Annotated in this window: 19 protein-coding genes; 16 read left to right on the forward strand and 3 right to left on the reverse strand. The window is 54.9% G+C overall.

Annotated features, from left to right (window positions below):
• Positions 1-321: 321 nt before the first annotated feature.
• From QF045_RS20220 to QF045_RS20235, 4 genes are all read left to right on the forward strand, one after another.
• Positions 322-2,988 carry an AAA family ATPase gene (locus QF045_RS20220; RefSeq protein ID WP_306493722.1) on the forward strand — a complete coding sequence of 889 codons (2,667 nt, stop codon included), beginning with the start codon at positions 322-324 and terminating at the stop codon, positions 2,986-2,988.
• A 72-nt stretch (positions 2,989-3,060) separates the two neighbouring features.
• Positions 3,061-3,876, forward strand: a complete 816-nt coding sequence (locus QF045_RS20225) for a hypothetical protein (protein ID WP_306493723.1) — start codon at positions 3,061-3,063, stop codon at positions 3,874-3,876.
• Between the two features lie 5 nt (positions 3,877-3,881).
• Complete coding sequence (locus QF045_RS20230; protein ID WP_306493724.1) at positions 3,882-4,679, forward strand: TIGR02391 family protein; 798 nt, start codon at positions 3,882-3,884, stop codon at positions 4,677-4,679.
• Positions 4,680-4,702: 23 nt separating this feature from the next.
• The gene (locus QF045_RS20235) at positions 4,703-6,259 is read left to right on the forward strand and encodes a hypothetical protein (RefSeq protein WP_306493725.1); all 1,557 of its coding nucleotides are present in this window, start codon (positions 4,703-4,705) and stop codon (positions 6,257-6,259) included.
• Between the two features lie 387 nt (positions 6,260-6,646).
• On the opposite strand, the gene QF045_RS20240 is transcribed toward QF045_RS20235, so the two are convergent.
• A complete protein-coding gene (locus QF045_RS20240) occupies positions 6,647-6,943 on the reverse strand; it encodes a hypothetical protein (RefSeq protein ID WP_306493726.1) in 297 nt (98 codons plus the stop codon).
• A gap of 536 nt (positions 6,944-7,479) precedes the next feature.
• The gene (locus tag QF045_RS20245; protein WP_306493727.1) at positions 7,480-9,816 is read right to left on the reverse strand and encodes an FdhF/YdeP family oxidoreductase; all 2,337 of its coding nucleotides are present in this window, start codon (positions 9,814-9,816) and stop codon (positions 7,480-7,482) included.
• A 738-nt stretch (positions 9,817-10,554) separates the two neighbouring features.
• On the opposite strand from QF045_RS20245, the gene QF045_RS20250 reads away from it, so the two are divergent.
• The 8 genes from QF045_RS20250 to QF045_RS20285 all read left to right on the forward strand — a co-directional run bounded on the left by QF045_RS20250 (position 10,555) and on the right by QF045_RS20285 (position 17,638).
• The gene (locus QF045_RS20250; protein WP_124386572.1) at positions 10,555-11,085 is read left to right on the forward strand and encodes a DJ-1/PfpI family protein; all 531 of its coding nucleotides are present in this window, start codon (positions 10,555-10,557) and stop codon (positions 11,083-11,085) included.
• Between the two features lie 53 nt (positions 11,086-11,138).
• Positions 11,139-11,891, forward strand: a complete 753-nt coding sequence (locus QF045_RS20255) for an SDR family oxidoreductase (RefSeq protein ID WP_306493728.1) — start codon at positions 11,139-11,141, stop codon at positions 11,889-11,891.
• A gap of 68 nt (positions 11,892-11,959) precedes the next feature.
• Positions 11,960-12,706 carry an SDR family NAD(P)-dependent oxidoreductase gene (locus QF045_RS20260; RefSeq protein ID WP_256657699.1) on the forward strand — a complete coding sequence of 249 codons (747 nt, stop codon included), beginning with the start codon at positions 11,960-11,962 and terminating at the stop codon, positions 12,704-12,706.
• A gap of 87 nt (positions 12,707-12,793) precedes the next feature.
• Entirely contained in the window at positions 12,794-13,810 is a 1,017-nt protein-coding gene (locus QF045_RS20265; RefSeq protein WP_124386569.1) for an alpha/beta hydrolase, read from the forward strand.
• A gap of 117 nt (positions 13,811-13,927) precedes the next feature.
• Complete coding sequence (locus QF045_RS20270; RefSeq protein WP_306493729.1) at positions 13,928-14,776, forward strand: alpha/beta fold hydrolase; 849 nt, start codon at positions 13,928-13,930, stop codon at positions 14,774-14,776.
• A 59-nt stretch (positions 14,777-14,835) separates the two neighbouring features.
• Positions 14,836-16,257, forward strand: a complete 1,422-nt coding sequence (locus QF045_RS20275) for a mechanosensitive ion channel family protein (protein WP_306493730.1) — start codon at positions 14,836-14,838, stop codon at positions 16,255-16,257.
• Positions 16,258-16,354: 97 nt separating this feature from the next.
• Positions 16,355-17,002, forward strand: a complete 648-nt coding sequence (locus QF045_RS20280) for a hypothetical protein (RefSeq protein ID WP_306493731.1) — start codon at positions 16,355-16,357, stop codon at positions 17,000-17,002.
• A gap of 69 nt (positions 17,003-17,071) precedes the next feature.
• Complete coding sequence (locus tag QF045_RS20285) at positions 17,072-17,638, forward strand: thioredoxin domain-containing protein (RefSeq protein ID WP_306493732.1); 567 nt, start codon at positions 17,072-17,074, stop codon at positions 17,636-17,638.
• A gap of 21 nt (positions 17,639-17,659) precedes the next feature.
• Here QF045_RS20285 and QF045_RS20290 read toward each other — a convergent pair whose 3' ends face one another.
• A complete protein-coding gene (locus QF045_RS20290; RefSeq protein WP_306493733.1) occupies positions 17,660-18,616 on the reverse strand; it encodes a LysR family transcriptional regulator in 957 nt (318 codons plus the stop codon).
• Positions 18,617-18,715: 99 nt separating this feature from the next.
• On the opposite strand from QF045_RS20290, the gene QF045_RS20295 reads away from it, so the two are divergent.
• From QF045_RS20295 to gmtY, 4 genes are all read left to right on the forward strand, one after another.
• Complete coding sequence (locus tag QF045_RS20295) at positions 18,716-19,474, forward strand: SDR family oxidoreductase (protein ID WP_306493734.1); 759 nt, start codon at positions 18,716-18,718, stop codon at positions 19,472-19,474.
• A 34-nt stretch (positions 19,475-19,508) separates the two neighbouring features.
• Positions 19,509-19,769, forward strand: a complete 261-nt coding sequence (locus tag QF045_RS20300; RefSeq protein ID WP_306493735.1) for a hypothetical protein — start codon at positions 19,509-19,511, stop codon at positions 19,767-19,769.
• 207 nt (positions 19,770-19,976) lie between these two features.
• Complete coding sequence (locus QF045_RS20305; RefSeq protein WP_283190421.1) at positions 19,977-20,174, forward strand: hypothetical protein; 198 nt, start codon at positions 19,977-19,979, stop codon at positions 20,172-20,174.
• 30 nt (positions 20,175-20,204) lie between these two features.
• Positions 20,205-21,614: a gamma-mobile-trio recombinase GmtY gene (gene gmtY / locus QF045_RS20310; protein WP_306493736.1), complete on the forward strand. Its 1,410-nt coding sequence runs from the start codon at positions 20,205-20,207 to the stop codon at positions 21,612-21,614.
• Positions 21,615-21,619: the final 5 nt, after the last annotated feature.

The raw sequence follows: 21,619 nt of genomic DNA on the forward strand, positions 1-21,619 counted from the left end.
CCGCTAGGTAGAACGACCTTAAACAGGCGCCTCGCGATATACCTCGAAAAGCCTCCAGATATGAGGGGTCCCGTATGCACCGGCTTATGGAGTAGCCCAGGAAAGCCGCCCATTCAGGCTTGTTCGCTTCAAGCAGCGACAGCATGGCTGCAAATACTCGTTTATCTGTAGATTTGGAGCTTCGTATCGGACGGCTCGAGGCATCGCAGTTCGTACCCATATTCCGGCTGGCGCTTGAATTTCATACATTGCAAATGAAGACGCCATCAAGATGATATTACGCTAAGCTGGACGCAACGAGGCGGTACCAAAGGAGAGGATATGGCATCGGCCAGGCAGGATTTTGAGCGTTTTGTGGGATGGCTTTATCAGCCTGAAAAAGACATCCCTGCGAATGTCCGTCGTCTAGCTGCCTTGGTTTTGTCGAAATTCGATGAATTGGCTGGGACCTCGCGTCAACGAAGCCAGCGATCCATATACCTAGTTGAGCTGATTCGACGAGAACTCGAGGGTACCGCAGATATTGCTCCGGTCGCAGTTGCTCAGGCTGATCTCGGGACATGGCCTTGGGCGAAACTTCGACATCTGACACTCGGTCCATTTCGAGGCTTTCGAGCAGCCGAGCCATTCGACCTCACCAAGCAAATCGTCCTTTTCTACGGCCCCAACGGTAGCGGCAAAACCAGTCTGTGCGAAGGACTGGAGTACGCGCTCTTGGGAGATGTCGAAGAGGCGGGAAGCAAGCGCATTGCAGCCCGCACTTATCTCGCCAATGTCCATGATGGGCGATTCAACGCACCAATACTGAAAGCGACCGATCAGCAAGGGCGAGAAGTAAATGTCGTTGCCAACGCTGACACCTATCGTTTCTGCTTCGTAGAAAAGAACCGGATCGACGCGTTTTCCAGAATCGCCGCACGCCCTAATGCCCAACGAGCGGAACTCATTGCCACTCTCTTCGGCATGGATCAGTTCAATGAGTTCGTGGGCCATTTCAATGAGAGCATCGATGGGCAGCTTATCCTTCTCGGCGAACAACAGACCACATTGACTGCTCGCCGAAATGCATTGGCAGCAGATAGAACGACCGTTGAAAATGAAGCAGCATCCCAGCAAGCACTGGCGGAAGAAGAGGCAGCCCTAGCGAAGGAGTACGACGCCGAGATCACATATGACGTGCTTAAAGAGCTTATCGGTACCGCCGAAACTCCGGGTCGCCTTCAGGAGCTCGAAGCGATTTTGGAAGCGGTACCGCTTAATGTGCTCGGCGTAACGCGCCAGGGCCTTCTAGATGCTTTTGAGAAAACACACAAATGTGATGAGGAGCTCAAAGACATCGTTGAAGCTCTTCGCGCCAGAAGCGACCAAGTCTCTTTTAAGGCGCTTTATGACTCGGTCCTGGCCCTACAAGAAGTCGTGGGAGACCGGTGCCCGGCCTGTGACACCCCACTGAAAGGTCAGACTCACGTAGCTGCAGATCCATATCTAAGGGCGGGTGAAGGGCTTAAACAGCTTGAAGAGCTTGGCGTTCTCCAGGAGCAGCAGCAGGTTACGCAGACCACGTTTGGGCAAGCGTCACGTGAGTTGCGCCAGATGTTCAGTCCCGTCGCCGCTTTCATCGATGCCCAGCCCGGAGAAAATAAGGCCATTTCCCAGTGGATTGGTCAGCTTCCAGAAGAACCGGTTGAACGTTGGTGGTCAAGCATCTACCCCCAAACGATGGTGATTCAAGATGCACTACCGTCCCTTGATGAAATCCTGTCTGTGGTGGATCGCATGGCAGCCCAAGACGTTGCGTCATTGCAAGCTCAGCAGGATCGCCAGCCGCACATTACGGAGCGTCGACGGCTCAACGAATTCCAGCTCAAGGTTCAAGCCCAGGATCTTAAGAGACAGCAACTGCAAAAGAACGTTGAGGCTGCAAATAGCCGTATAAATGCATTCGACGAAACAAATGCTGAGCTAATCGCCCAAGCGAACCAAGAGATTCTCGACATAGAGCGGGATACCCCCTTCAAGGGGACTTATGACCGATTTCTTGTAGAACTAAGGTCCTACAGGGATCAGCTCCCGGGGCAGTTGATAGCGGGACTCAACGACGCAGCCAAGGATCTTTACAACGCATTCAATCGCAATGATCGGGATGAGGACAAATTATTCGCACTGCACCTTCCAATTGGAGGTGAAGGGAAGATTGAGATCTGCTTCCAAGGTAATCCGGGAGCTCGGGTCGATGCACTTCACATACTTAGCGAAGGCCATATTCGCTGCCTCGGGTTGGCAATCCTCATGGCTAAGGCGAAAAGCATAGAATGCCCTGTCATTGTCTTCGACGACGCCATTAATGCAATCGACCACGATCATCGAGGCGGTATCCGAGAAACAATCTTTGAAAGTGACCACTTTGCTCAAACTCAATTAATCGTCACCTGTCACAGCAACGAATTCATCAAGGACATCCAGCAACATCTCCCCGTCCAGAGACGCAATGGCTGCCAAGTCTATCTGTTACGCCATCATGACGGCAACTATCAACCCAGAGTGACCGGAAACGTACCTAGCGCAAACTACATCGCGAAGGCTAGGGCCGCAAGAGAGGCCCTGAATGATAGAGATGCCCTAGCAGCGTCACGCCAAGCCTTAGAAATGCTGTCTGAAAAGGTATGGCGTTGGCTCGGCAGTCACGACCAGGGTGTCTTAAATATCATGCTCGCCGGGGTTGGTGCCGAGCCCGGGTTGAGAAACCTTTGTGAAGCACTGGTCAAGAAGTTACGGGATGCACAAACATTCAACCATGCCAACAAAGACCCCCTGTTGACCGCCTATGATCGCATTTTGGGAATCCCAGCTACTAACCTAGTGTGGACCTACCTTAACAAGGGAACGCACGAAGAAGCTGACCGCGATGATTTTGATGCAGAGCTTGTGGAGTCAGTAGTTCACACCTTAGAAGAGCTTGATCACCTCGATCTACGGGCTGGACGCTAACGATGCAATGCCTGTGCCCTGCCCATCTTTGGTACCCCATTAGAAGTACTGATGCGAGTGTGAACATACCCTATGCGATCCAAGCCTTTTACTAGACCTACACTTATCGCTGCAGTCGAATTACTAGAGCAGAACACACAGGCACGCTTTAATCAGGTTGTGCTCCGGCTTGGCCTCGAGGATGAAATCACCTCAAGCACTAGCCTTAGCGTGGTCAAGAAATGCGATCTCCTCGGCCGCATCGTTGTGCAACGCGTTGAGACCGTAGTTCAGACGCTTGATGGCACCATGAGCTTGGGTGAGGCCGTGATTCGACAGGCCGCACAGCTGGAGCAACAGGATCAAACTCAGTCCTTGCATACAGCTTTCGCGCGGAGCTTGGCTCGGGACGGTTACGTGCTCGTCTTTGATGACTATGGGCTAAACGCCTCCATTCGCGCCGCCCTGCCCGGCGAGGTCCAGCTTCCTGAAACCGACGACGAGGTCCACCGCCTCCTGAAATTTTTCGGGTTCGTTATCCCTCTCGGTCATATTGACCAGGCGATTGAAGCCCACACACGCGGCGATTGGGCGGCCTGCAATAGCCAGCTTCGGACGTTCTTCGAAAGTCTGTTGGACGAGATAGCCCGTAATATCCGGCCGCTAGAGTCGGCTCAGCGCCCAAGCTCTGAGAACCGGCGCGCACTCCTTGCGGAGATCGGTTTTCTTGCTGTGGACCGTAACGAATGGACGCAGGATGGAAAGAACTACATCAACGGTCTCTTCAAGATGCTCCACTCGGAAGGCTCCCATCCGGGCCTTTCCGACGAGGATCACAGCACCTTCCGATTACATGTAGTGCTCATTACGGCGAGGACTTTCTTGCGTCGCCTATCAAACGGCCGGTGACCCCCATGGCTTTTTTCTCGCAAGATCAGTTAGATGCGATCGCCCGCGTGCTTGGCGATACCACTGAGGGTCTGAGCGGACCTGAGATCGAGCACCTGCTGGCCTCGTGCAAGATTGCCGATCCCGGACCTATGACGAAGCGCGTCCGTATCTACAACGCTTTTGCAGAATGCCAGAACACCAAACGAAACCGTACCAACATCCTCGAGTTCATTCGGCGCGCCTTGAAGCCCGCTCGCTACATTCACGAGCCTAACCGATACGAGCCAATGCGGGCTCGCCTGAACCAGGCGCTTGTGTTCGCCGGACTTGTGGTCGATGAGGCCGGCGAGCTGAAGTCGGCGGATTTAGCAAAGACCTTGCCAGAAGCTCTGCAGAGGGCTCGCGACTTGAGCGCGGACCTTGAAGGGCGAGGGGTTCACACAGACGACTTGAAATTCTGCCGCGCCGAGCTTCTCGTTGACAACTACTTTCATGCGGTGCAAGAAGCTGTCAAAAGTGTTGCTGACAAGATGCGTACCCGCACCGGAATAGCCGATGACGGATCTGCTCTGGTGGATCGTGTTCTCCCTGGCAATCCCCCTCTCATGACTATCAACGCGCTGTCGACGGCTAGCGAACGTAGCGAGCAGAGTGGGTTTGCCAATCTTGTCCGCGGTACATTCGGCATGTTTCGCAATCCGACCGCGCATGAGGCCCGAATACATTGGGCGATGACCAAGGAAGACGCACAAGACCTGATGTCGATCGTTTCTCTGATTCATCGACGCTTAGACATGGCGCAAGTGCTATCACGCGCATGATCATTAGAGGTATCGAGAGCTAAATGGCAAACGAACTAGAATCCGATCGCATCGGCCGCATTGGGGAGCGACAGTTCGAATTGCTCTGCGAACGCGCTGCTCTCTGTTGCAATAAGAGCGCCATCGACGTCATGGGTTGGGACTTTATCGTCGAATTCCCGATGGCGCTGGCCGGGCAACCGTCGTTGCCTCTCGATCAACGTCTAACCAATGCTGCTCGGGTTCAGTTGAAATCAACGCTCGGCCGCACCGGGAACCGTATCCGTCTAAGCCTTTCGGCCATTGAACGCCTGGCTAAGGATCCTCGGCCCGCCCTCATCATCGTGTTTTGCCTGAGCAGTGACGGCGAAATCCACACCGCGTATCTCGTCCATCTTATAGGGAAAGAGCTCGCACGCATTCTTAAACGGTTGAGGCTCGCGGAGGCTCGTAAGGCGCATGACATCAACCACACCGATATCAGCTACGCCTACGAAAAAATTGGGTTACGTTTCAAACCGACACCCGGGGGCTTGTTGGCCGCGATGAGTGACGCGTGTGGGCAAAATCCTAACGCCTACACAATCGAGAAGCAGCGGCAGCTTGTCAAACTCGGTTATGAGAATGGGCGGTACGAGGCAGAAGCCATTATTCAAATCGAAGGTCCGGAGCATTTCAGCAATATCCTACTCGGCCTTGCGCCGTTAAAACCGCGCCATCTCCAAGTGTTCGATAGCCGTTTTGGCATACGCCTTCCCTATCAAGGCACACTTTTTGACGACATCGAGGCGCTTTATCTTACGCCTCCCGCCCTGGGTTTCTGCGAGATTTCGATACGTGGCCTAGGCTTCGGACAAGCTGCACGGTTCGACGCTGAAATGTTTATCGGACCGCCGCTTTCAGAACTTCATGGACCGGAGCTTCTGATCCGCTCCGCAGAAATGATCATCCGTCTGACCCCAACGGGACTGAAACTTGAAAGCATCGGCTCGATCGATGATATGCAGCAAACCTTGGAGAAATGGGCAGAGCTACTTCGCGCGCTCACGCTCATGTCATCTGGTCGCGCGACCTTGACGATTACCGGAAACCGGAAAATTCCCGCGATCACGTTGCATGTCGATCAACCGGTCACAGTGCCGTACATCGAAGAACTACCGCTCATTTCCACATTCGCGGACGGGTGGTTGCGTCTTCTAACAAACGCTGGCATGCGCTCCACTGCTAGTTTGACGCTCGATGCTTTCTGGGAGGCGAATGAAGCACGGATGGCCGTTGACATCCTGCTAAACCCGCAGCCCGACGCGCGCTTTGAATTTCAAGCTATAGAAATTGAAGAGGCATTTCCCCCTGCGGAAGGGTTGTATTTCAACATCGCGACATTTGCCGATACCAGCATCGCTTTCAGCGCGAAGGCGTTTTTTGTAAAGACCGAAGATCCTGACTGGCAATATCGATCCATCCGCTTCGAGGCCCTTGATGTTCGACCGAAGGTAGATGACTTGGAAGAGTATGGGCTCGACCAAGCGAACGCCTCTGGTCTGAAATTGCTAATCGATCCAAGGAACATCACAACGGTGCCCCTGCGGAATGCAAACTAACCACCGAGCCCATGGACCTGCGTGCATCACTGAAACAGCATTGGCCCGAGTGATTGCCGCACTTTGCTTATCTGTTCGCTAACCGCCGCGCCACTCGGGTGAAAATGCGGGTGTATGACGGCTTTGGGGGCTGGTCAGCCGCTCCGCCGATTTAATCAAGGCATGTTTCTTGGCTTGGCATTCGCCACGGCTGCGAGATTGAACTAGACGGAATCTGCCAGTATGGACCAACATTGCCCTGGTTAATCCTCAACCGGGTGATTGGCGATTACCCGATAATAGATGGTGCGGCTTGGTCATTGGAATGACCCATCCGCATCAGGATTGAAGGCTGTGATAGCGAACCCAACGGCCCATGACCTATGATCGGAGGTCGAAGGTCGAAGGTTATTGGCTAGGGCGCGCCAGTAAAATCGGCTGGATGACCTCGCGTGCAATCAACTCAAGACCCGGGCCACCAAAGAACAAACCTGAGACCTTCTCGGAGTCCAGTACGCCATCTGCGTGGGCCCTCTGCATTTGCATGGCAAACAGCTTCATGGTGAGCTGGAGCACCTTCCATGCGATGGGAGTCAATCCATTATGCTGACTCTCGTCTTCCGCAATCAGAGAGCGCAGAACCTGTGGAGCCGGTTCATGACCTACCAACCAGTGCCCTTGCAACATCACACAGAACACAAGCATCTCGCGAATCAATTTCAGGATGGGTGCTGATAGCCAGACCCGACAACTCCGATCAAGGCTATCGACTTATTCCCCATATCCTCTTCCATACGACCACGGAGTTGCCAGATACGGGTTGCTCATCCAGTATACGGAGGCGCACTGAATACCAGCCACTGCCACCCCAGTCCGTGTCAGGAATCGCCATTCGCGATCGCTCGCACACCCAGTGCAATTGGGGGCAAAACTGGGGGCATAATTCTATTTTTTCGGGCTGTAACTACCGGTTTAGAGCCAAGTCAAAATGTTTTTTGGCGACCCTGAGAGTCTTTAGGCGTCGTTGGGCAGGCTGTTTGGCTGATCATTTTTGCCTTTCCATAACCATGGAGCTCCATTCACCTCCAGTGGATTGCTACATTGAGGGCATATTTGAGGGCATGCTTTGGATGGTTTGAAAAGGATGCCCCCAGCCCCGAGATGGCCCAGCTCCGCGAGCAATTGAGCTTCTTGGTAATTCTGACGTGTGCCTGGCGGTGTCCTTTTGGTTTTCCGCGATATCACGGAACCGAAACATAAGAAATCAAGGGGCCACCCGCCTCAACGGCCGACCTTACAAGTTTTATAGCGACAGACTTGGACGTTGGTGTGAAGGTTCGATGTCCGTAACTTTCCAATGGGACAAGTGGGTTGGTCTCGGGATAATAAGCAGCAGCCTGGCCTGGAGGTATGTCGTAGGCGATGAGCGTAAAACTGGTCACCCGACGCTCTCGCTTATCCGGCCAGAGCGAGACAATATCGACCTGTTCTCCCGGTTCAAATCCTAGCCGAGTGATATCTTCAGCGTTTACGAATATGACATGGCGAGTACCGTGAACACCGCGATAACGGTCATCGAGCCCATAAACAGTCGTGTTGTATTGGTCGTGAGAACGAAGGGTTTGCAGGAGAAGGTCTGCCCGATCGCCGGTTTCTTCTGCGAGAGAAGTAATCTGGTCGCCCGGCAACCGGTTCGAAATGAAGCGCGCCCTGGATGTCGAAGTGCGCCAGATACGCAGGGCAACGTCGTTGCCTAAGTGAAATCCGCCACGCGCTTTAAGTCGCTCGTTGAAACCGGCGAATCCGGGAATGACGTCGGCAATCAGTGCACGAATCCGACCGTAATCCTCTATCACCCAACTCCAATCGATTGGATGCGTGTCTAATACCGCTTTCGCCAATCCCGCAACTATCGCCGGTTCGGACTTGAGTTCAGACGACTGGGGGCGCAAAGGACCGTGGGACAGGTGGACCATGCTGAATGTATCTTCGACCGTGACGCCCTGTGGACCCGATGCCTGCATGTCAATTTCAGTCCGCCCCAGGCAAGGCAGGATAAAAGCGTGTTTTCCAGTGACCAGATGACTGCGATTGAGCTTTGTGGAGATGTGCACGGTTAATTCGCAGCGCCTGAGCGCAGCATGAGTACGAGACGTGTCCGGCGTTGCCTGCGCAAAATTTCCGCCCAGACCTATAAAGATTTTCGACTTGCCTTCCTCGAACGCCTTGATGGCGGCCACCGTGTTATGCCCCGAATGGCGCGGCACCTTGAACTGAAAGCGGGCTTCAATGGCATCCAGCAACTCTTGGGGTGGGAGCTCGTTGATACCCATCGTGCGGTCGCCCTGGACGTTGCTATGACCACGTACAGGACAAATACCGGCGCCGGGCCGTCCCATATTCCCGGTCAGCAGTTGCAGGTTGATCACCTCCTGGATTATGGCGACCGAATGGGCATGTTGAGTCAAGCCCATGGCCCAGCAAACGATCACATTGCTTGCCTTCTGGTAGACGCGCGCAGCCGCCTCTATGTCCTCCAGCGTCATGCCCGACAACGTGAGTATCTCGTCCCAATGCGTCGATTCAACGGTCTCCACATACGCTTCCAGGCCCGAGGTATGTTCTTCGATGAAGCGCTGATCAAACACCGGCTTTGTGCCGGTCGCCTGCGCTAACCTTTCCCACTGCAAAAGGAATTTCGCCATTCCGCGCATAGCCGCCATATCGCCGCCCAAGGCTGGACGAAAATACGCTGTACTGGTCGGCTTCGATCCATTGCTCAACATCTCCAGCGGATGCTGAGGATGCTGGAATCGTTCCAGGCCGCGCTCCTTCAGGGGATTGAACACGACCACCTGAGCGCCTCGAGTAACCGCTTCGTGCAGCGTCTCCAGCATCCGTGGGTGATTGGTCCCGGGATTCTGCCCCATCACGATAATCGCATCGGCCTTGGCGAAATCGTCCAGGGTCACCGTACCCTTCCCCACGCCCAAAGATTCATACATTCCAATGGCGCTGGCTTCATGGCACATGTTGGAGCAGTCCGGAAAATTATTCGTCCCATAGGCGCGGACGAACAGCTGGTACAGAAACGCGGCTTCGTTACTGGCCCGGCCGGACGTATAAAACTCGGCCTGGTCTGGGGACTCCAGCTGATTTAGCTGCTGGGCGATGAAGGCAAACGCCTCATCCCAACTCACTTCAACGTAATGACCAGAAGCCGCGTCGAACTGCATCGGATGCGTCAGCCGCCCTTGCTGTTCCAGCCAGTAATCACTTTGGCCGGATAACCAGGAAACGCTATATCTTCTGAAAAATGCCGGCCCCGCGTGCCGGTTGGTGGCCTCCCAGTTCACTGCCTTCGCACCATTTTCGCAGAATTTTACGGGACGCTTTTCAGGGCTCTCACCCCAGGCACAACCGGGGCAATCAAAGCCGTTACCTTGATTCACTGCCAGAAGCGCGCGGACATTTTTCATTGCATTACCACTTCGCATCCAATATTTCGCAACGGACAAAAGAGCTCCCCATCCTGCTGCGGGGCCGCGGTAAGGTTGATAACGCTTTTCGAAGCTCATTCCTTTTATTCTCCCGGATGTAGGACACTCAGACGTTCCCCACCACAAAGCTCAAATCTGCCCCTCGCTGCAACAGATCAATGCGGCATGTTGCTGAATAAGGCAATTGAAAAGAACTTGAATCTGTTCACTACAGTAATGACGATCACGGTCTTCCTCGTCAGTCCATACACCCATAATCGACCATTGGAATGCACTATGTGTCCAATAGCTTAATGCGTAATTAACGCATCCAGGCAACGATGCGAGGCGATCAAGGGCATCTTGCAGTTCAGGGCAAGGCCGAGGTGGACAGGCATGGAATTGCACCCGGATTTGATTATAGCTTACGAACACCTGCAGTTTTTCCGATGGCTCGTTCATTCAACACCTCACGGATTACCTTCACATATTCAATTGACGACATGCCGCCTTAGAAGGGTCACCGTGCAGATTGATCAACGAGTAAACCCTTTGCAGTTGGATCATATTTCCAAGCAGCGGAGAAGAGAACGCACGCCAGCATTTAGGACTTAAATGAATTTAGTGCTAATGCCGCTACGCTTTTAAAACTCTGGGCTGCACGCATTTACATCGCAAGAGTTTAGGTGTTAATCCGTAGCGCACCTGTATTTTTAAATGCGACAGGGTGATGCTCACTCCAGAGCTGCAGTCGGTGCAGCGGCTACAGGTAACGGCGATAGCCAATATGCATTTTCATACGACACCTTTAGTTGGCTGCATTGTTAGGATATATCTATGAAAAGCTTAGCCATCATTATCCCGCCGAAACGGATAGACGCACCGATGCTCTTGTCGTGCCTGGGTGTATGGCGCAAAGAATATAACCTGAAAATTTTCTCAGTCGATGCACGCACTACGCAAGGAATGACTTTTGAACACATCAAGACTCAAGATTTGGAAGAACTGTACAGCGAATGTTTCGATGCCATCGCTGTCATGGGGGGAGCGGGGACTAAAGAATATTTGTGGAATAACATCAATGTTATCGCTCAACTACAAGAATTCGATAAAGCCCGAAAGTTGGTTGCCGGCATCGGACTTGGCGCAATAGTGCTTGCCCAAGCAGGCATCTTGGTTGGAAAAAAAGCAACCATCAATAACTCCGTCGAATTGGTGATTCAGTTGAGTAATTATGGCGCGATATTTATGCCCGACGATGTTGTGGCCTTGAAGTGGATCATCACTGGCAATGGAAAAGACGTTGAAGCCTTTGCACAGGCCGTATCGAACTGGCTCCGAACGTCCCTACGGCAGACCATCAAGTAGCGTCGGGCAAGACTTCAAAAATACACCACCCGCGATCAGCATGAGGATTAAACATGAACTCTATTACTTCCACGCAGGACGCCATAACCGGTGATTTAGCCGGCAAAAATATTGTTGTCTTTGGGGGGACCTCCGGAATTGGCCTGGCTGTCGCGATTCAGGCCAAGGGTCGGGGTGCAAAGGTCATTGTTCTGGGTTCAGATCCGCAACGCGCAGAGCAGGCCGCCAAGACCCATGAGCTGGACGGCTGGCGTGCGGCCGATATCACCAAGCCCGAACAGATCCATGCCGCGCTGGCAGACATACAGCAGGTTGACCATTTGGTGCTGTTGGCAGGGACCTTCGTCGCCGGCAAAGTCCTCGAAGCGGACATCCCGTACTTGCAGCGCACTTTTGATGAGCGGATCTGGGCGTCGGTACATGCCTTGCGGGCTCTCGGCGATCGTCTTTCCAAAGAGGGCTCGGTGACTTTTATTTCAGGTGCGTTGGCAGATCGGCCAAACGCTTACGGCACCGCGGTGCTCGCCGCCGCATCGGCTGCCATGGAGGCATTGGCCCGTGGCCTTGCTCTGGAACTTGCACCTATCCGGGTCAACACCCTGTCTCCGGGGCCCATCAACACGCCGATCCTTGCCAAGGCCTTGGGCGATGCGCGCGATGGCTATGTCGCCGCGCTGGAGCAAGCCCTGCCGCTGCATCGCCTCGGCACGGCGGACGAAGCGGGTGCAGCCGTGGTGTTTCTGATGAGCAACGGCTTCATGAACGGCGCCACGATCAATGTCGATGGCGGTTCGCGGTTGGTTTGACGTCGAGACACCTCACGCGCTGCGTCGTCCTGACGTGGCCATGTCTTATTAGAAAAAGGGAAATCATGATGAGCAACGTCGTTCTTGTGACCGGCGCTTTAACCGGGATTGGCCGAGCCGCCTGCCTCGCATTTGCCCGCAACGGTGCATCAATCGTCGCAACCGGCAGGCGTACCGACGCGGGTGAGTCCTTGCGTAACGAACTGCTTCAGGAAGGGGCTACCGACGCAGACTTCGTTAACGTCGATGTTCGATTCGAGGACAACGTGGTGACGGCTGTGCAATTTATCGACGCCAAATACGGACGCCTGGATGTTGCCGTGAACAACGCAGGCATCGAAGGTACGTTCACCGACATCCACCAGATTACTGCAGAGATCTACCGCGAAGTATTCGACACCAATGTTCTGGGGCTGGCCCTCAGCATGAAGCACGAGTTGATCGCCATGAAACGACAGGGCTTTGGCAGCATCGTTAATTTGTCATCCATCGGCGGCAGCGTCGGCTTTCCCGGCAGCGCCCTCTATGCCGCCAGCAAACACGCGGTGGAAGGCTTGACCAAGTCCGCAGCACTGGAGGTCGCCACGATCGGCATTCGAGTCAATTGCGTCGCCCCTGGCCCGACCAACACGCCGATGGTTCACAGATTGGCCGAGATCGGCCTGACGGAAGAAGCGCTGAGCGGCCTGATCCCGGCCAAGCGTCTCGGGACCCCCGAGGAAGTAGCGCAGACCATTCTGTTTCTCGCCTCCAGCGCCGCCAGTTTCGTGACCGGACAAAGCCTGGCCGTTGATGGCGGTTATCTCGCCCAATAACCCCCCCATACGAGGCTGACCGGATGACACCGATAGTCGCCGTCGTTCTTACACGCTTCATACAAACCAATAGCTTCAGGAGGCAACATGAAACACGTCGTGAAAGCAGTGCCGGCGATGATCGCCCTATCGGTTGGGTCCGCAATGGCCGCTGGCAATCCAATACCGGAACATCAAACCCAAGCCTTTCTGAATGCGTTGGCGGCGGGGGGCGGCAAGCCGCTCGAGCAATTGAGTCCAACAGAAGCCCGCGCGGTGCTGACGGGCGCGCAAAACTCGGTAAAGGTTGATCTATCGGGCGTTGAGGTGAGTGACAAGACCATTACCGCCGATGGCAAGACGATCAAGCTGACGGTGGTTCGGCCTGAAAAAGCCAAAGGCGAGCTTCCAGTCTTCATGTTCTTTCATGGTGGCGGCTGGGTCCTGGGGGATTATCCCACCCATGCGCGCCTGATTCGCGACCTTGTCGTCTCCTCCGGTGCGGTCGCGGTGTACGTCGATTACACACCATCCCCTGAGGCCCATTATCCCACCGCCATTAACCAGGCTTACGCGGCCACCAAGTGGGTGGCGGAAAACGGCAAACAGATCAACGTAGATGGAAAGCGCCTGGCGGTGGCCGGTAACAGTGTCGGCGGCAACATGGCCGCCGTCGTGAGCCTGATGGCTAAAGAAAAAGCCACTCCGAAAATTCGATTTCAGCTGCTCCTCTGGCCGGTCACGGACTCCAACTTCGAGACGGACACCTACAAGCAGTTCGCTGAAGGCCACTTCCTGACCAGGAACATGATGACCTGGTTCTGGGACAGTTACACAACCGACCTGAAAGCCAGGGCGGAAATTCATGCCTCCCCGCTCAAGGCCAGCATCGATCAGTTGAAAGGACTTCCACCTGCCCTCGTACAGACTGCGGGGCTGGACGTGTTACGCGATGAAGGCGAAGCCTACGCGCAGAAGCTGGACGCGGCCGGGGTCGATGTCACGGCGGTTCGCTACAACGGCATGATCCATGACTATGGCCTGCTGAACCCGTTGAGCCAGGTACCTGAAGTCAAGGCGGCCATGAGGCAGGCGGGCACAGAACTCAAGGCTCACCTTAACTAAGCAAGCCTTGCGCATGCCGTTCACCCGGCCGGGTCCGGCATGCATCACATTGCACACCCGCCTTACGCTCCCAGGCTCGAAAGGCCCGGGTCAGACGGGACAAAAAAGGCACTCGCCATGACCAACCTGACGCACAAACGCGCCACCGTTAACGGTGTTCGACTCAACTACGTGGTTGCCGGGAAAGGCCCCGTGGTCCTCTGTATGCACGGCTGGCCACAAAATCATCGAGAGTTCATGCCGGTCATCGACAGGCTCGCACAGCATTACACGTTCATCGCCCCCGACCTTCGCGGCTTCGCCGACAGCGATAAGCCGTATCAAGGTTACGACCCTATCAATATCGCTAAAGACATGCTCGGTCTGCTGGAGGTTGAACAGGCTCATACATTCCACATCCTCAGCCATGACCTGGGAGGTCCGCCTTCGGTTGCCCTGGCCTACCTGGCGGCTGAACGCGCTTTGTCGTTGGCCACTATCGAAACACCTTTTTTTGGCCTGGATTTTCCAGGTTATGTCGATCCGCGGGTGCCCTACTGGCATCTGAGCATGCACATGAACATGGACATCAGCCGTGCCCTTATTGAAGGGCGGGAGGATATGTACCTGCAGCACTTCTTCAGAGATTTTGCCTACAACCCGACGGCAATGCCCGAAAGCGACATCGACTATTACGTCATGCAGATGCGCCAACCGGGCAACCTGCGCGCGAGCCTGAACCATTATGGTTCTATCCCGCAAATGGCGGAGCAGACCGCGCAACTGACCAAAGGGAAGCTAACGATCCCAGTGTTGGCCTGGGGTGGCGAAGTGTCATTTGGCGACCATTGTTTTACCTCGGCAAAACACATCGCCTTGTCGGCAAAAGGTGGGGTCATCGAGCAGTGCGGACATTGGGTATTCGAGGAAAAGCCTGAATTCATCAGTGCTGAACTCCACCAGTTCTGGCGCGGCGTCGCCGTTTAATCGCGTGTTCCGCCCTTGTGTGAAAGCACGAATGCACCAGACTCCTGGAGGGTCACATCGTGACACTTGAATGGCTGTGCGCCCTCCTCGGGGCGATATTAATCGCCGATATTATTGGTTGGTGGGTGGTTCCCCGAAGGCTGCAGGGGTTGCGCGTGGGCATTAATATTTGTCTCTACGCCTGTTACAGCGCTGCCATCTTTCTGTCCGGCAACTCACCCTTGCAACCAGTGCACGATCCTGACGCTGGTTCCTGGCAGTTGGCTGCAACACTGTTGGTGATCGTCTGGTGGTTTTTAAGCGCGCGGATGCTGACGGAGTTGCTCGGCGCAATCCTGATATCCAGAACTGAGGGAGGCGGTCGCTTGCTCAGGGAAGTGCTCGGCGCTCTAATTTTCCTCGTCGCCACCGTCGCAGCGGCAGCCTACGTACTGGAACTTCCCGTCAAAGGATTGCTCGCCACTTCTGGCGCGTTGGCTATTATCGTCGGCCTGGCTTTGCAAAGCACACTCAGCGATGTGTTCAGTGGGATCGTCCTGAATGCCACTCGCCCTTATCAAGTGGGCGACTGGATTCAAATCGATGGCATGGAAGGCAGGGTCACCGACATCGATTGGCGCGCCACGTTGTTGCTGACCTCGCAAGGCAGCACCGTCGTCATACCCAATTCGGTGGCGGCGAAAACCAAAATACAAAACATGAGCAGGCCCGAAGATCAACACGGGGTGACGATCAGCCTGCACCTGCCTCTGCGATTTCGCCCCGAACGCGTCCAGGAAATACTGGAGCAGGCGCTGCTGGGTTATTCAGCGCTACTGCCAGTTCCTGCGCCCAAGGTCATTCTGAAAAACATAACGGAGGGCTTATTGGAGTATGAGGCCATCGGTTTTGTCGGCACGCCTGCCGAAAAAATTGCAGCACGTAATCGCCTTTACGACATTGCTTACAGGCATCTACGCGCATCCGGCGTTGATATCGCCAATGCCGCTGAAATCCCGGTGGCCGGTATCACTCGCTTTGTGCTGGACGACGTGCGCATTTTCGCAAGTTTCACTTCAGAGGATAAAGACCGTCTCGCCATGAATCTACTATCAACCTGGCTGGCAACTGGCGACTTTGTGTTGAAAGCCAACGAAATCAGCGACCACCTGTTGGTTATCGGCAGTGGTGTGGTGTCAGTCCAGTTGTACGATCGGGCCCATTGGGTCGAGGTCGCGCGGATGGGACCAGGGGAAGTATTAGGCGAAGAAGGCGTCATGGATAACAAGCCAAACGGCGCGCAATTCATTGCGCTTTCGGCCGTGAAATTACTTCAACTGCACCGGGATGAAGTACGTCGGTGTATGGGTGAAAGGTCGCAATTACGCACGTCCCTCACCCGTCTCCAAATGCTCCGCCAGCAACATGCCCGCTCCATTCTTATGCAGAAAGCGCCGTCGGCGGTACCTGGAGGGTTTTTGAAATGGCTAAGGCACCACTGACCAGCTTCGAGCCTAAAAATCCATGACTTCGGGCAAACAACTGCTTTCAAATCGTCAGCAGCATCACGCCTGAACTTTAACGCCCCAAGAGATCGACATGATAAAACACGCATCCTGGCCGCTACTCACGGAGCTGCCCAAAAATACCATCACTCCGACTGAATATAACTACGAGCAATTGGAACGTAACGATATTGACCATCTATGCGCGCTTATCAAGTCGTGGTATCCGGACATCAGTGTCGGATCTGGGAAAAAGTATATTGACCCACGATTCTACGAGACGAAGGTTTACTTTTCGGGTGAAGAGGCGAAGGACGTTATCGTCTACATCGGTCGACACGGCGAGGAAATTGTCTGCGCCTTGTGCCTGGAAGTGGATCGAGACGCGCTGACTCTCCATAGCCGCTATGGTGTGTGCGCTCCGGCGCATCGGGGCACGGGGGCTACGCTTTTTGCGGCTTATATCGTGGATGCGCTGGCTCAAGCGATGGGTATCGCAATGGCTTTTTCATACGTCACGATGAAGTCGAAAGCCATGCAACAGTTCACTGAGCGTGCGGGGTTCGAACCGGTAGGTATCCTTCGATTTTCCGATGTCGAAATGGATGAAAACGGCGAGGTCCGGCACGTAACTGAAGCGATTTACGCCAAATATTTCAAAGAAGTCATAACACTTCAGAGCGTGTCTGAAACCAATATGACACTCAAGTTAAAACGGCTCTGGGATGTGCTCTATGCCTGAGTGTACTCAGGCTATTTTGTCTCCCGCAGGGGCCCCTCACTTCGTTCTGATTCACTGAAAGGTACTTTTATGCAAAAACCTGAAAACGACCGGCCAGTGAAAGTGGATACGCTTTCGTGGGGTCAGGGCCCTCACCTGTTTGAAGTTTTTCTCGAGCCTACCTGCCCCTATTCCGTCAAGGCGTTCCTCAAGTTCGATGCGCTCCTCGCAGAGGCGGGCGAAGACCGGATCACGTTGATCATTCGCCTGCAGTCCCAGCCCTGGCATATGTTTTCAGGCGTCATCATCCGGTGCATCCTTGCCGCAGCGACGCTTGAGGGCGGCAAAGAAAATGCCAAGAATGTCATGGCCGCTGTCGCAGCGCACCGGAGGGAATTCGAATTCGACAATCACGCTGAAGGCCCCAATCTGGACGTAACGCCCAAAGACATCATTAAGCGCCTCGAGCATTACAGTGGCATCAAACTGGCAGAGGCCTTCGCAATTCCAACCCTGGATCAGGCCATCAAATGGCAGTGCAAGTATGCTCGACAAAACGGCGTCCACGTTTCGCCCACGTTCATGATCAACGGGATTATCCGGCCGAACATGAGCAGTGGTGACTCGGTGTCCTCCTGGATCGAGCAACTCAACTGAGCGCTGCGCTGTCGAATGTCGTTAGCGCTGAGCATTACCCGCCGATTCGACTATCACATCCCAAGGGGCCGGTACCGGGAATACTTCTTGTAGGAAGTCTACAAATACCTTCACGTTTGGATTGCCTCTCCGGCTTTCGGGCCAGAGAGCGGTGATGACGAACCTGTCTACCGCATATTCGGGAAACACCGGTACCAACTCACCCCGCAGCACATAAGGCGCGGCAACATACGTCGGAGAGATACCAATACCGCCGCCTGCGGCGAGCGTCGCCGCGACTGCATCGCTTACATCAATTGTCATGGTGGCGTCGGGAGTGATCTCGACGACGCGCTCCCCCACCTGAAATGGCCAACGTAGCGCCTGCCCCGAACTCTGATAACGGAAATTGATGCAGTCATGATTGACCAGATCGTCGATATTGCGCGGTTTGCCCTTTCTCGCGAGATAGCCAGGCGATGCGAAGGTGCAGATTCGATGTGGGCCGAGAGGCTTGGAAACCAGCCTGGAGTCAGCCAGATTGCCGACCCGGATGGCGACATCTATCCCCTGCTCGATAATGTCGGCGAATTGATCGCCGAGCCGCAGGTCCACCACCAGCTTCGGGTAACGCTCACGGAAGGCCGGGAGCGCAGGAGCAAGAATGTTGACGCCGATGGGTAGCGGTGCGGTTACTTTCAAAGTGCCTGACGGCTCGCCCCTCGACGCTACCGCAGTCTGTTCAATGTCCTCGATTTCCCGGATCACCCGCAACGCACGTTCGTACAGTTCACGTCCCTCGGGAGTCAAGGTTAGCGAGCGGGTGGTGCGACTGAAGAGGCGCAGACCTAAATGTTCTTCCAGTCGCTGAACGCTTTTGCTGACGGCCGAGGGTGACACGGAGAGATCCCGTGCAGCGGCTGTATAGCTGCCCAGCGAGGCCGTGCGAGCAAAGGCAATAAGACCTGTCAGGCGGTCCAATCCAATTTGTGCTTTCATGGCACAATAGTAACCACTTGAAACCCTATTATCAACTTTGAAGGTTACGCATACGCTGTCCTCACAGCATCAATTCGATGCCTTGAGGAGCCAACAGTGATGATCGACATTTCCAACCCAAGCCATAGCAACGTACGCTCACACGCCCTTCTGGATCGAACCGTGGTAGTCGTCGGCGGCACATCTGGTATCGGCCTTTCAGCTGCAATTCAGGCCAAGGCGTCTGGTGCAAAGGTCTTCGTGATCGGCTCCAACCCAGACCGGGCACAGCAAGCCGCCAATACCCACGAGCTGGATGGCTGGCGTGCCGCTGATGTCACTAAGCCCGAACAAATCCAGGCCGCTCTGGCCGATATCCCAAAGGTTGATCACCTGGTGCTGCTGGCCGGTACGTTCGTCGCCGGCAAAGTGCTCGAAGCGGATGTGGCGTATTTGCAACGCGCTTTCGACGAGCGAATCTGGGCCTCGGTATATGCCTTGAGAGCGCTTGGCAATCGCCTTTCCAAAGACGGCTCCGTCACCTTTATTTCGGGTGCGCTTGCAGATAGACCCAATGCGCACGGCACGGCGGTGCTCGCCGCTGCATCAGCTGCCATGGAAGCATTCGCCCGCGGCCTGGCCCTCGAATTGGCGCCTATCCGGGTCAACACCCTGTCTCCAGGCCCTATCGATACGCCGATCCTCGCGAAAGCCATGGGCGATGCGCGCGATGGCTTTGTCGCTGCACTGGAGAAAACCTTGCCTCTGCACCGCCTGGGCACTGCCGACGAAGCGGCCGCGGCGGTGGTTTTCCTGATGAGCAACGGCTTCATGAACGGCGCCACGATCAACGTCGATGGCGGCGCACGCCTGGTTTAAACCTGCCATTTTCGTCAACACAAAGGAGATCCACATGGCCACACTGTTCGAGCCCCTGCGTCTGGGCGCCATGACATTACCTAACCGCATCATCATGGCCCCAATGACTCGGGCCAGGGGAACGCAGAATCACGTCCCTACCCCCATCATGGTCGACTACTATGCCCAACGTGCGACTTATTCCCCCCACTTTGGAATACATAATTTGGGGCTTTTCAGGTTTTTGCTACACGAATACCCCTCTCCGAGGGGTATTTTTTTGCTCTGCGAATGTGAAAGCCATACCGTGATCTAGCATGGTATGTAGGCGCCGTTCAATCCGATGTAACCCACGCGCACCATGGAAAACTGGATAGCAGCCTAGTCACGCGACACACAAACGTTGAGCAGAACTTAGCCTCAACCTCGTTGGTCGCAATGTCCGTCCTGCCCATTTCCATCGTCGCTAGCGCTTGCATTAGATTGCTTCGCATCTCACGACCTCATTGATTGGAGCAATGACATGCCTACCGGATACTACCTGGCGTGCCTCGAAACCTACCGCTATGTCTGGATCGGCTCGCTTGGCGACACAACGTCCGCAGTTGGTGTCGACACCGATCTCGTATCTAGCTTCTGCTTGGTTCATCGCGGCAAGTCGCTAGTTGTGGTCAGCGAGACGCACCAGGTCATTGGAGAAGGACAAGAATGGGAGATTTGACAAGTACATTGCGCAGATAGGTCAGATCTCATGTTTGTGACAGTCAAGGCGCGCGTCTATACAGATGCCACAGGTGTCTACACAGAACTTCCAGTGCTGCTGACGCCCGCTGGAGTGTTGGAACCGTTGCTCGACTATTACCTTTATCGCAGCCACGACCGCAGCCTGACGTGGATGACGAAAGTGGCTCGCTCAGTTCGGATGTTCCTTGAGTATCTACAAATAAATCCCGAAGAACGCGATACCTTTCGACTTTTTCAGAATTTCGCTCAACGCCTCTACACTGGGACATTCAACCGCGAGACAGGCCTCGACCCGAGCGAACTATGCTGGGTTCAGAGAACTCCTCAAGACGCTTCGCACATTATCACCCACCTGACTGACTTCTTCGACTGGCTCGGCGAGATGCGCCCCGAGGCTGCAAAGGTGAACCCACGCTATACGATTGGCGCCTTCGACCGACAGGCTGAAGAAGCAGCTTACCAGTACCGACGTAGTAAGGCTTTCCTTGGCCACACCTGGGCGGCAAACACCTCCCACGTCGAGACCGGACACCGTGTGCGAGGCCGGCGCCTGCCCAAGGTAGAGAAGCCCGAACCACCGGCTTTCCCGGAGGAGCGCTTTGAGGAGCTGCTATATAAGGGATTCTGCGTTGGTGGACGATACGACTATCGCGGGATGCTCATCACCTTGTTGCTGCACGGCGCGGGCTTTCGCGAGTTGGAGCCTCTTCATCTCTATATTCCTGACGTGATCCCTGAGCCCGCGAACAAGAGCAAGGCGAAGGTCCTCATCCACCATCCGAGTTACGGTGCAGCACCTGGGGATTGGCGCGATGAGCGAGGACGATCACGTAACGGTAATCGAGCGGAATACCTTGCCCATCAGTTCGGCCTCACGCCCCGTACTGAGCTAATGAACAGCCGTCACGCCGGCTGGAAAGGTGGCACACACGATGGCCCCTACTACAAGCAGGCATATTGGTTCTTGCCTGAGTTTGGCGAGTGGTTCCTGAACCTTTGGTACCGATACCTGGCACAGGTGGTGCACGTCGAGCGCGACCATCCCTTCGCCTTCATAAACCTTAGCCGCGAGCCCGTCGGTGCAATGTACACGCTCACCCAGTACAACAAGGCACACGCCGCCGCCTGCGAGCGTATTGGTCTCACAGTAGGCAAGGCTCTGGGCACGACGCCGCACGGCCACCGTCACGCCTATGGCCGCCGGCTGAGCAAAGCCGGCATCGACAAAGCGCTCATCCGCCGCTTCATGTATCACGCCTCGCTGGAAAGCCAGGAGGTATACACGCAGGCAAACACGCGTGAGGCTCTTGCATCACTGGAAATAGCTGCGCAGCTACTACGGAACAAATACGCCGGGACATTCTATACATTCTATACATCTGACTTATCGTTGCCCGGTATGGGACACAACGACTGAGGGAC

Source organism: Pseudomonas sp. W4I3, from assembly GCF_030816195.1.
Lineage (GTDB): Bacteria > Pseudomonadota > Gammaproteobacteria > Pseudomonadales > Pseudomonadaceae > Aquipseudomonas.

Excerpts from the sequence above, each read along its gene's own strand:
- QF045_RS20220 (WP_306493722.1), top strand. The coding sequence starts at position 322 with ATGGCATCGGCCAGGCAGGATTTTGAGCGTTTTGTGGGATGGCTTTAT.
- QF045_RS20260 (WP_256657699.1), top strand. The coding sequence starts at position 11,960 with ATGAGCAACGTCGTTCTTGTGACCGGCGCTTTAACCGGGATTGGCCGA.
- gmtY (WP_306493736.1), top strand. The coding sequence starts at position 20,205 with ATGTTTGTGACAGTCAAGGCGCGCGTCTATACAGATGCCACAGGTGTC.
- QF045_RS20295 (WP_306493734.1), top strand. The coding sequence starts at position 18,716 with ATGATCGACATTTCCAACCCAAGCCATAGCAACGTACGCTCACACGCC.
- QF045_RS20250 (WP_124386572.1), top strand. The coding sequence starts at position 10,555 with ATGAAAAGCTTAGCCATCATTATCCCGCCGAAACGGATAGACGCACCG.
- QF045_RS20225 (WP_306493723.1), top strand. The coding sequence starts at position 3,061 with ATGCGATCCAAGCCTTTTACTAGACCTACACTTATCGCTGCAGTCGAA.
- QF045_RS20255 (WP_306493728.1), top strand. The coding sequence starts at position 11,139 with ATGAACTCTATTACTTCCACGCAGGACGCCATAACCGGTGATTTAGCC.
- QF045_RS20290 (WP_306493733.1), bottom strand. The coding sequence starts at position 18,616 with ATGAAAGCACAAATTGGATTGGACCGCCTGACAGGTCTTATTGCCTTT.
- QF045_RS20300 (WP_306493735.1), top strand. The coding sequence starts at position 19,509 with ATGGCCACACTGTTCGAGCCCCTGCGTCTGGGCGCCATGACATTACCT.
- QF045_RS20230 (WP_306493724.1), top strand. The coding sequence starts at position 3,882 with ATGGCTTTTTTCTCGCAAGATCAGTTAGATGCGATCGCCCGCGTGCTT.
- QF045_RS20305 (WP_283190421.1), top strand. The coding sequence starts at position 19,977 with ATGCCTACCGGATACTACCTGGCGTGCCTCGAAACCTACCGCTATGTC.
- QF045_RS20245 (WP_306493727.1), bottom strand. The coding sequence starts at position 9,816 with ATGAGCTTCGAAAAGCGTTATCAACCTTACCGCGGCCCCGCAGCAGGA.
- QF045_RS20270 (WP_306493729.1), top strand. The coding sequence starts at position 13,928 with ATGACCAACCTGACGCACAAACGCGCCACCGTTAACGGTGTTCGACTC.
- QF045_RS20265 (WP_124386569.1), top strand. The coding sequence starts at position 12,794 with ATGAAACACGTCGTGAAAGCAGTGCCGGCGATGATCGCCCTATCGGTT.
- QF045_RS20280 (WP_306493731.1), top strand. The coding sequence starts at position 16,355 with ATGATAAAACACGCATCCTGGCCGCTACTCACGGAGCTGCCCAAAAAT.
- QF045_RS20240 (WP_306493726.1), bottom strand. The coding sequence starts at position 6,943 with ATGCTTGTGTTCTGTGTGATGTTGCAAGGGCACTGGTTGGTAGGTCAT.
- QF045_RS20285 (WP_306493732.1), top strand. The coding sequence starts at position 17,072 with ATGCAAAAACCTGAAAACGACCGGCCAGTGAAAGTGGATACGCTTTCG.
- QF045_RS20235 (WP_306493725.1), top strand. The coding sequence starts at position 4,703 with ATGGCAAACGAACTAGAATCCGATCGCATCGGCCGCATTGGGGAGCGA.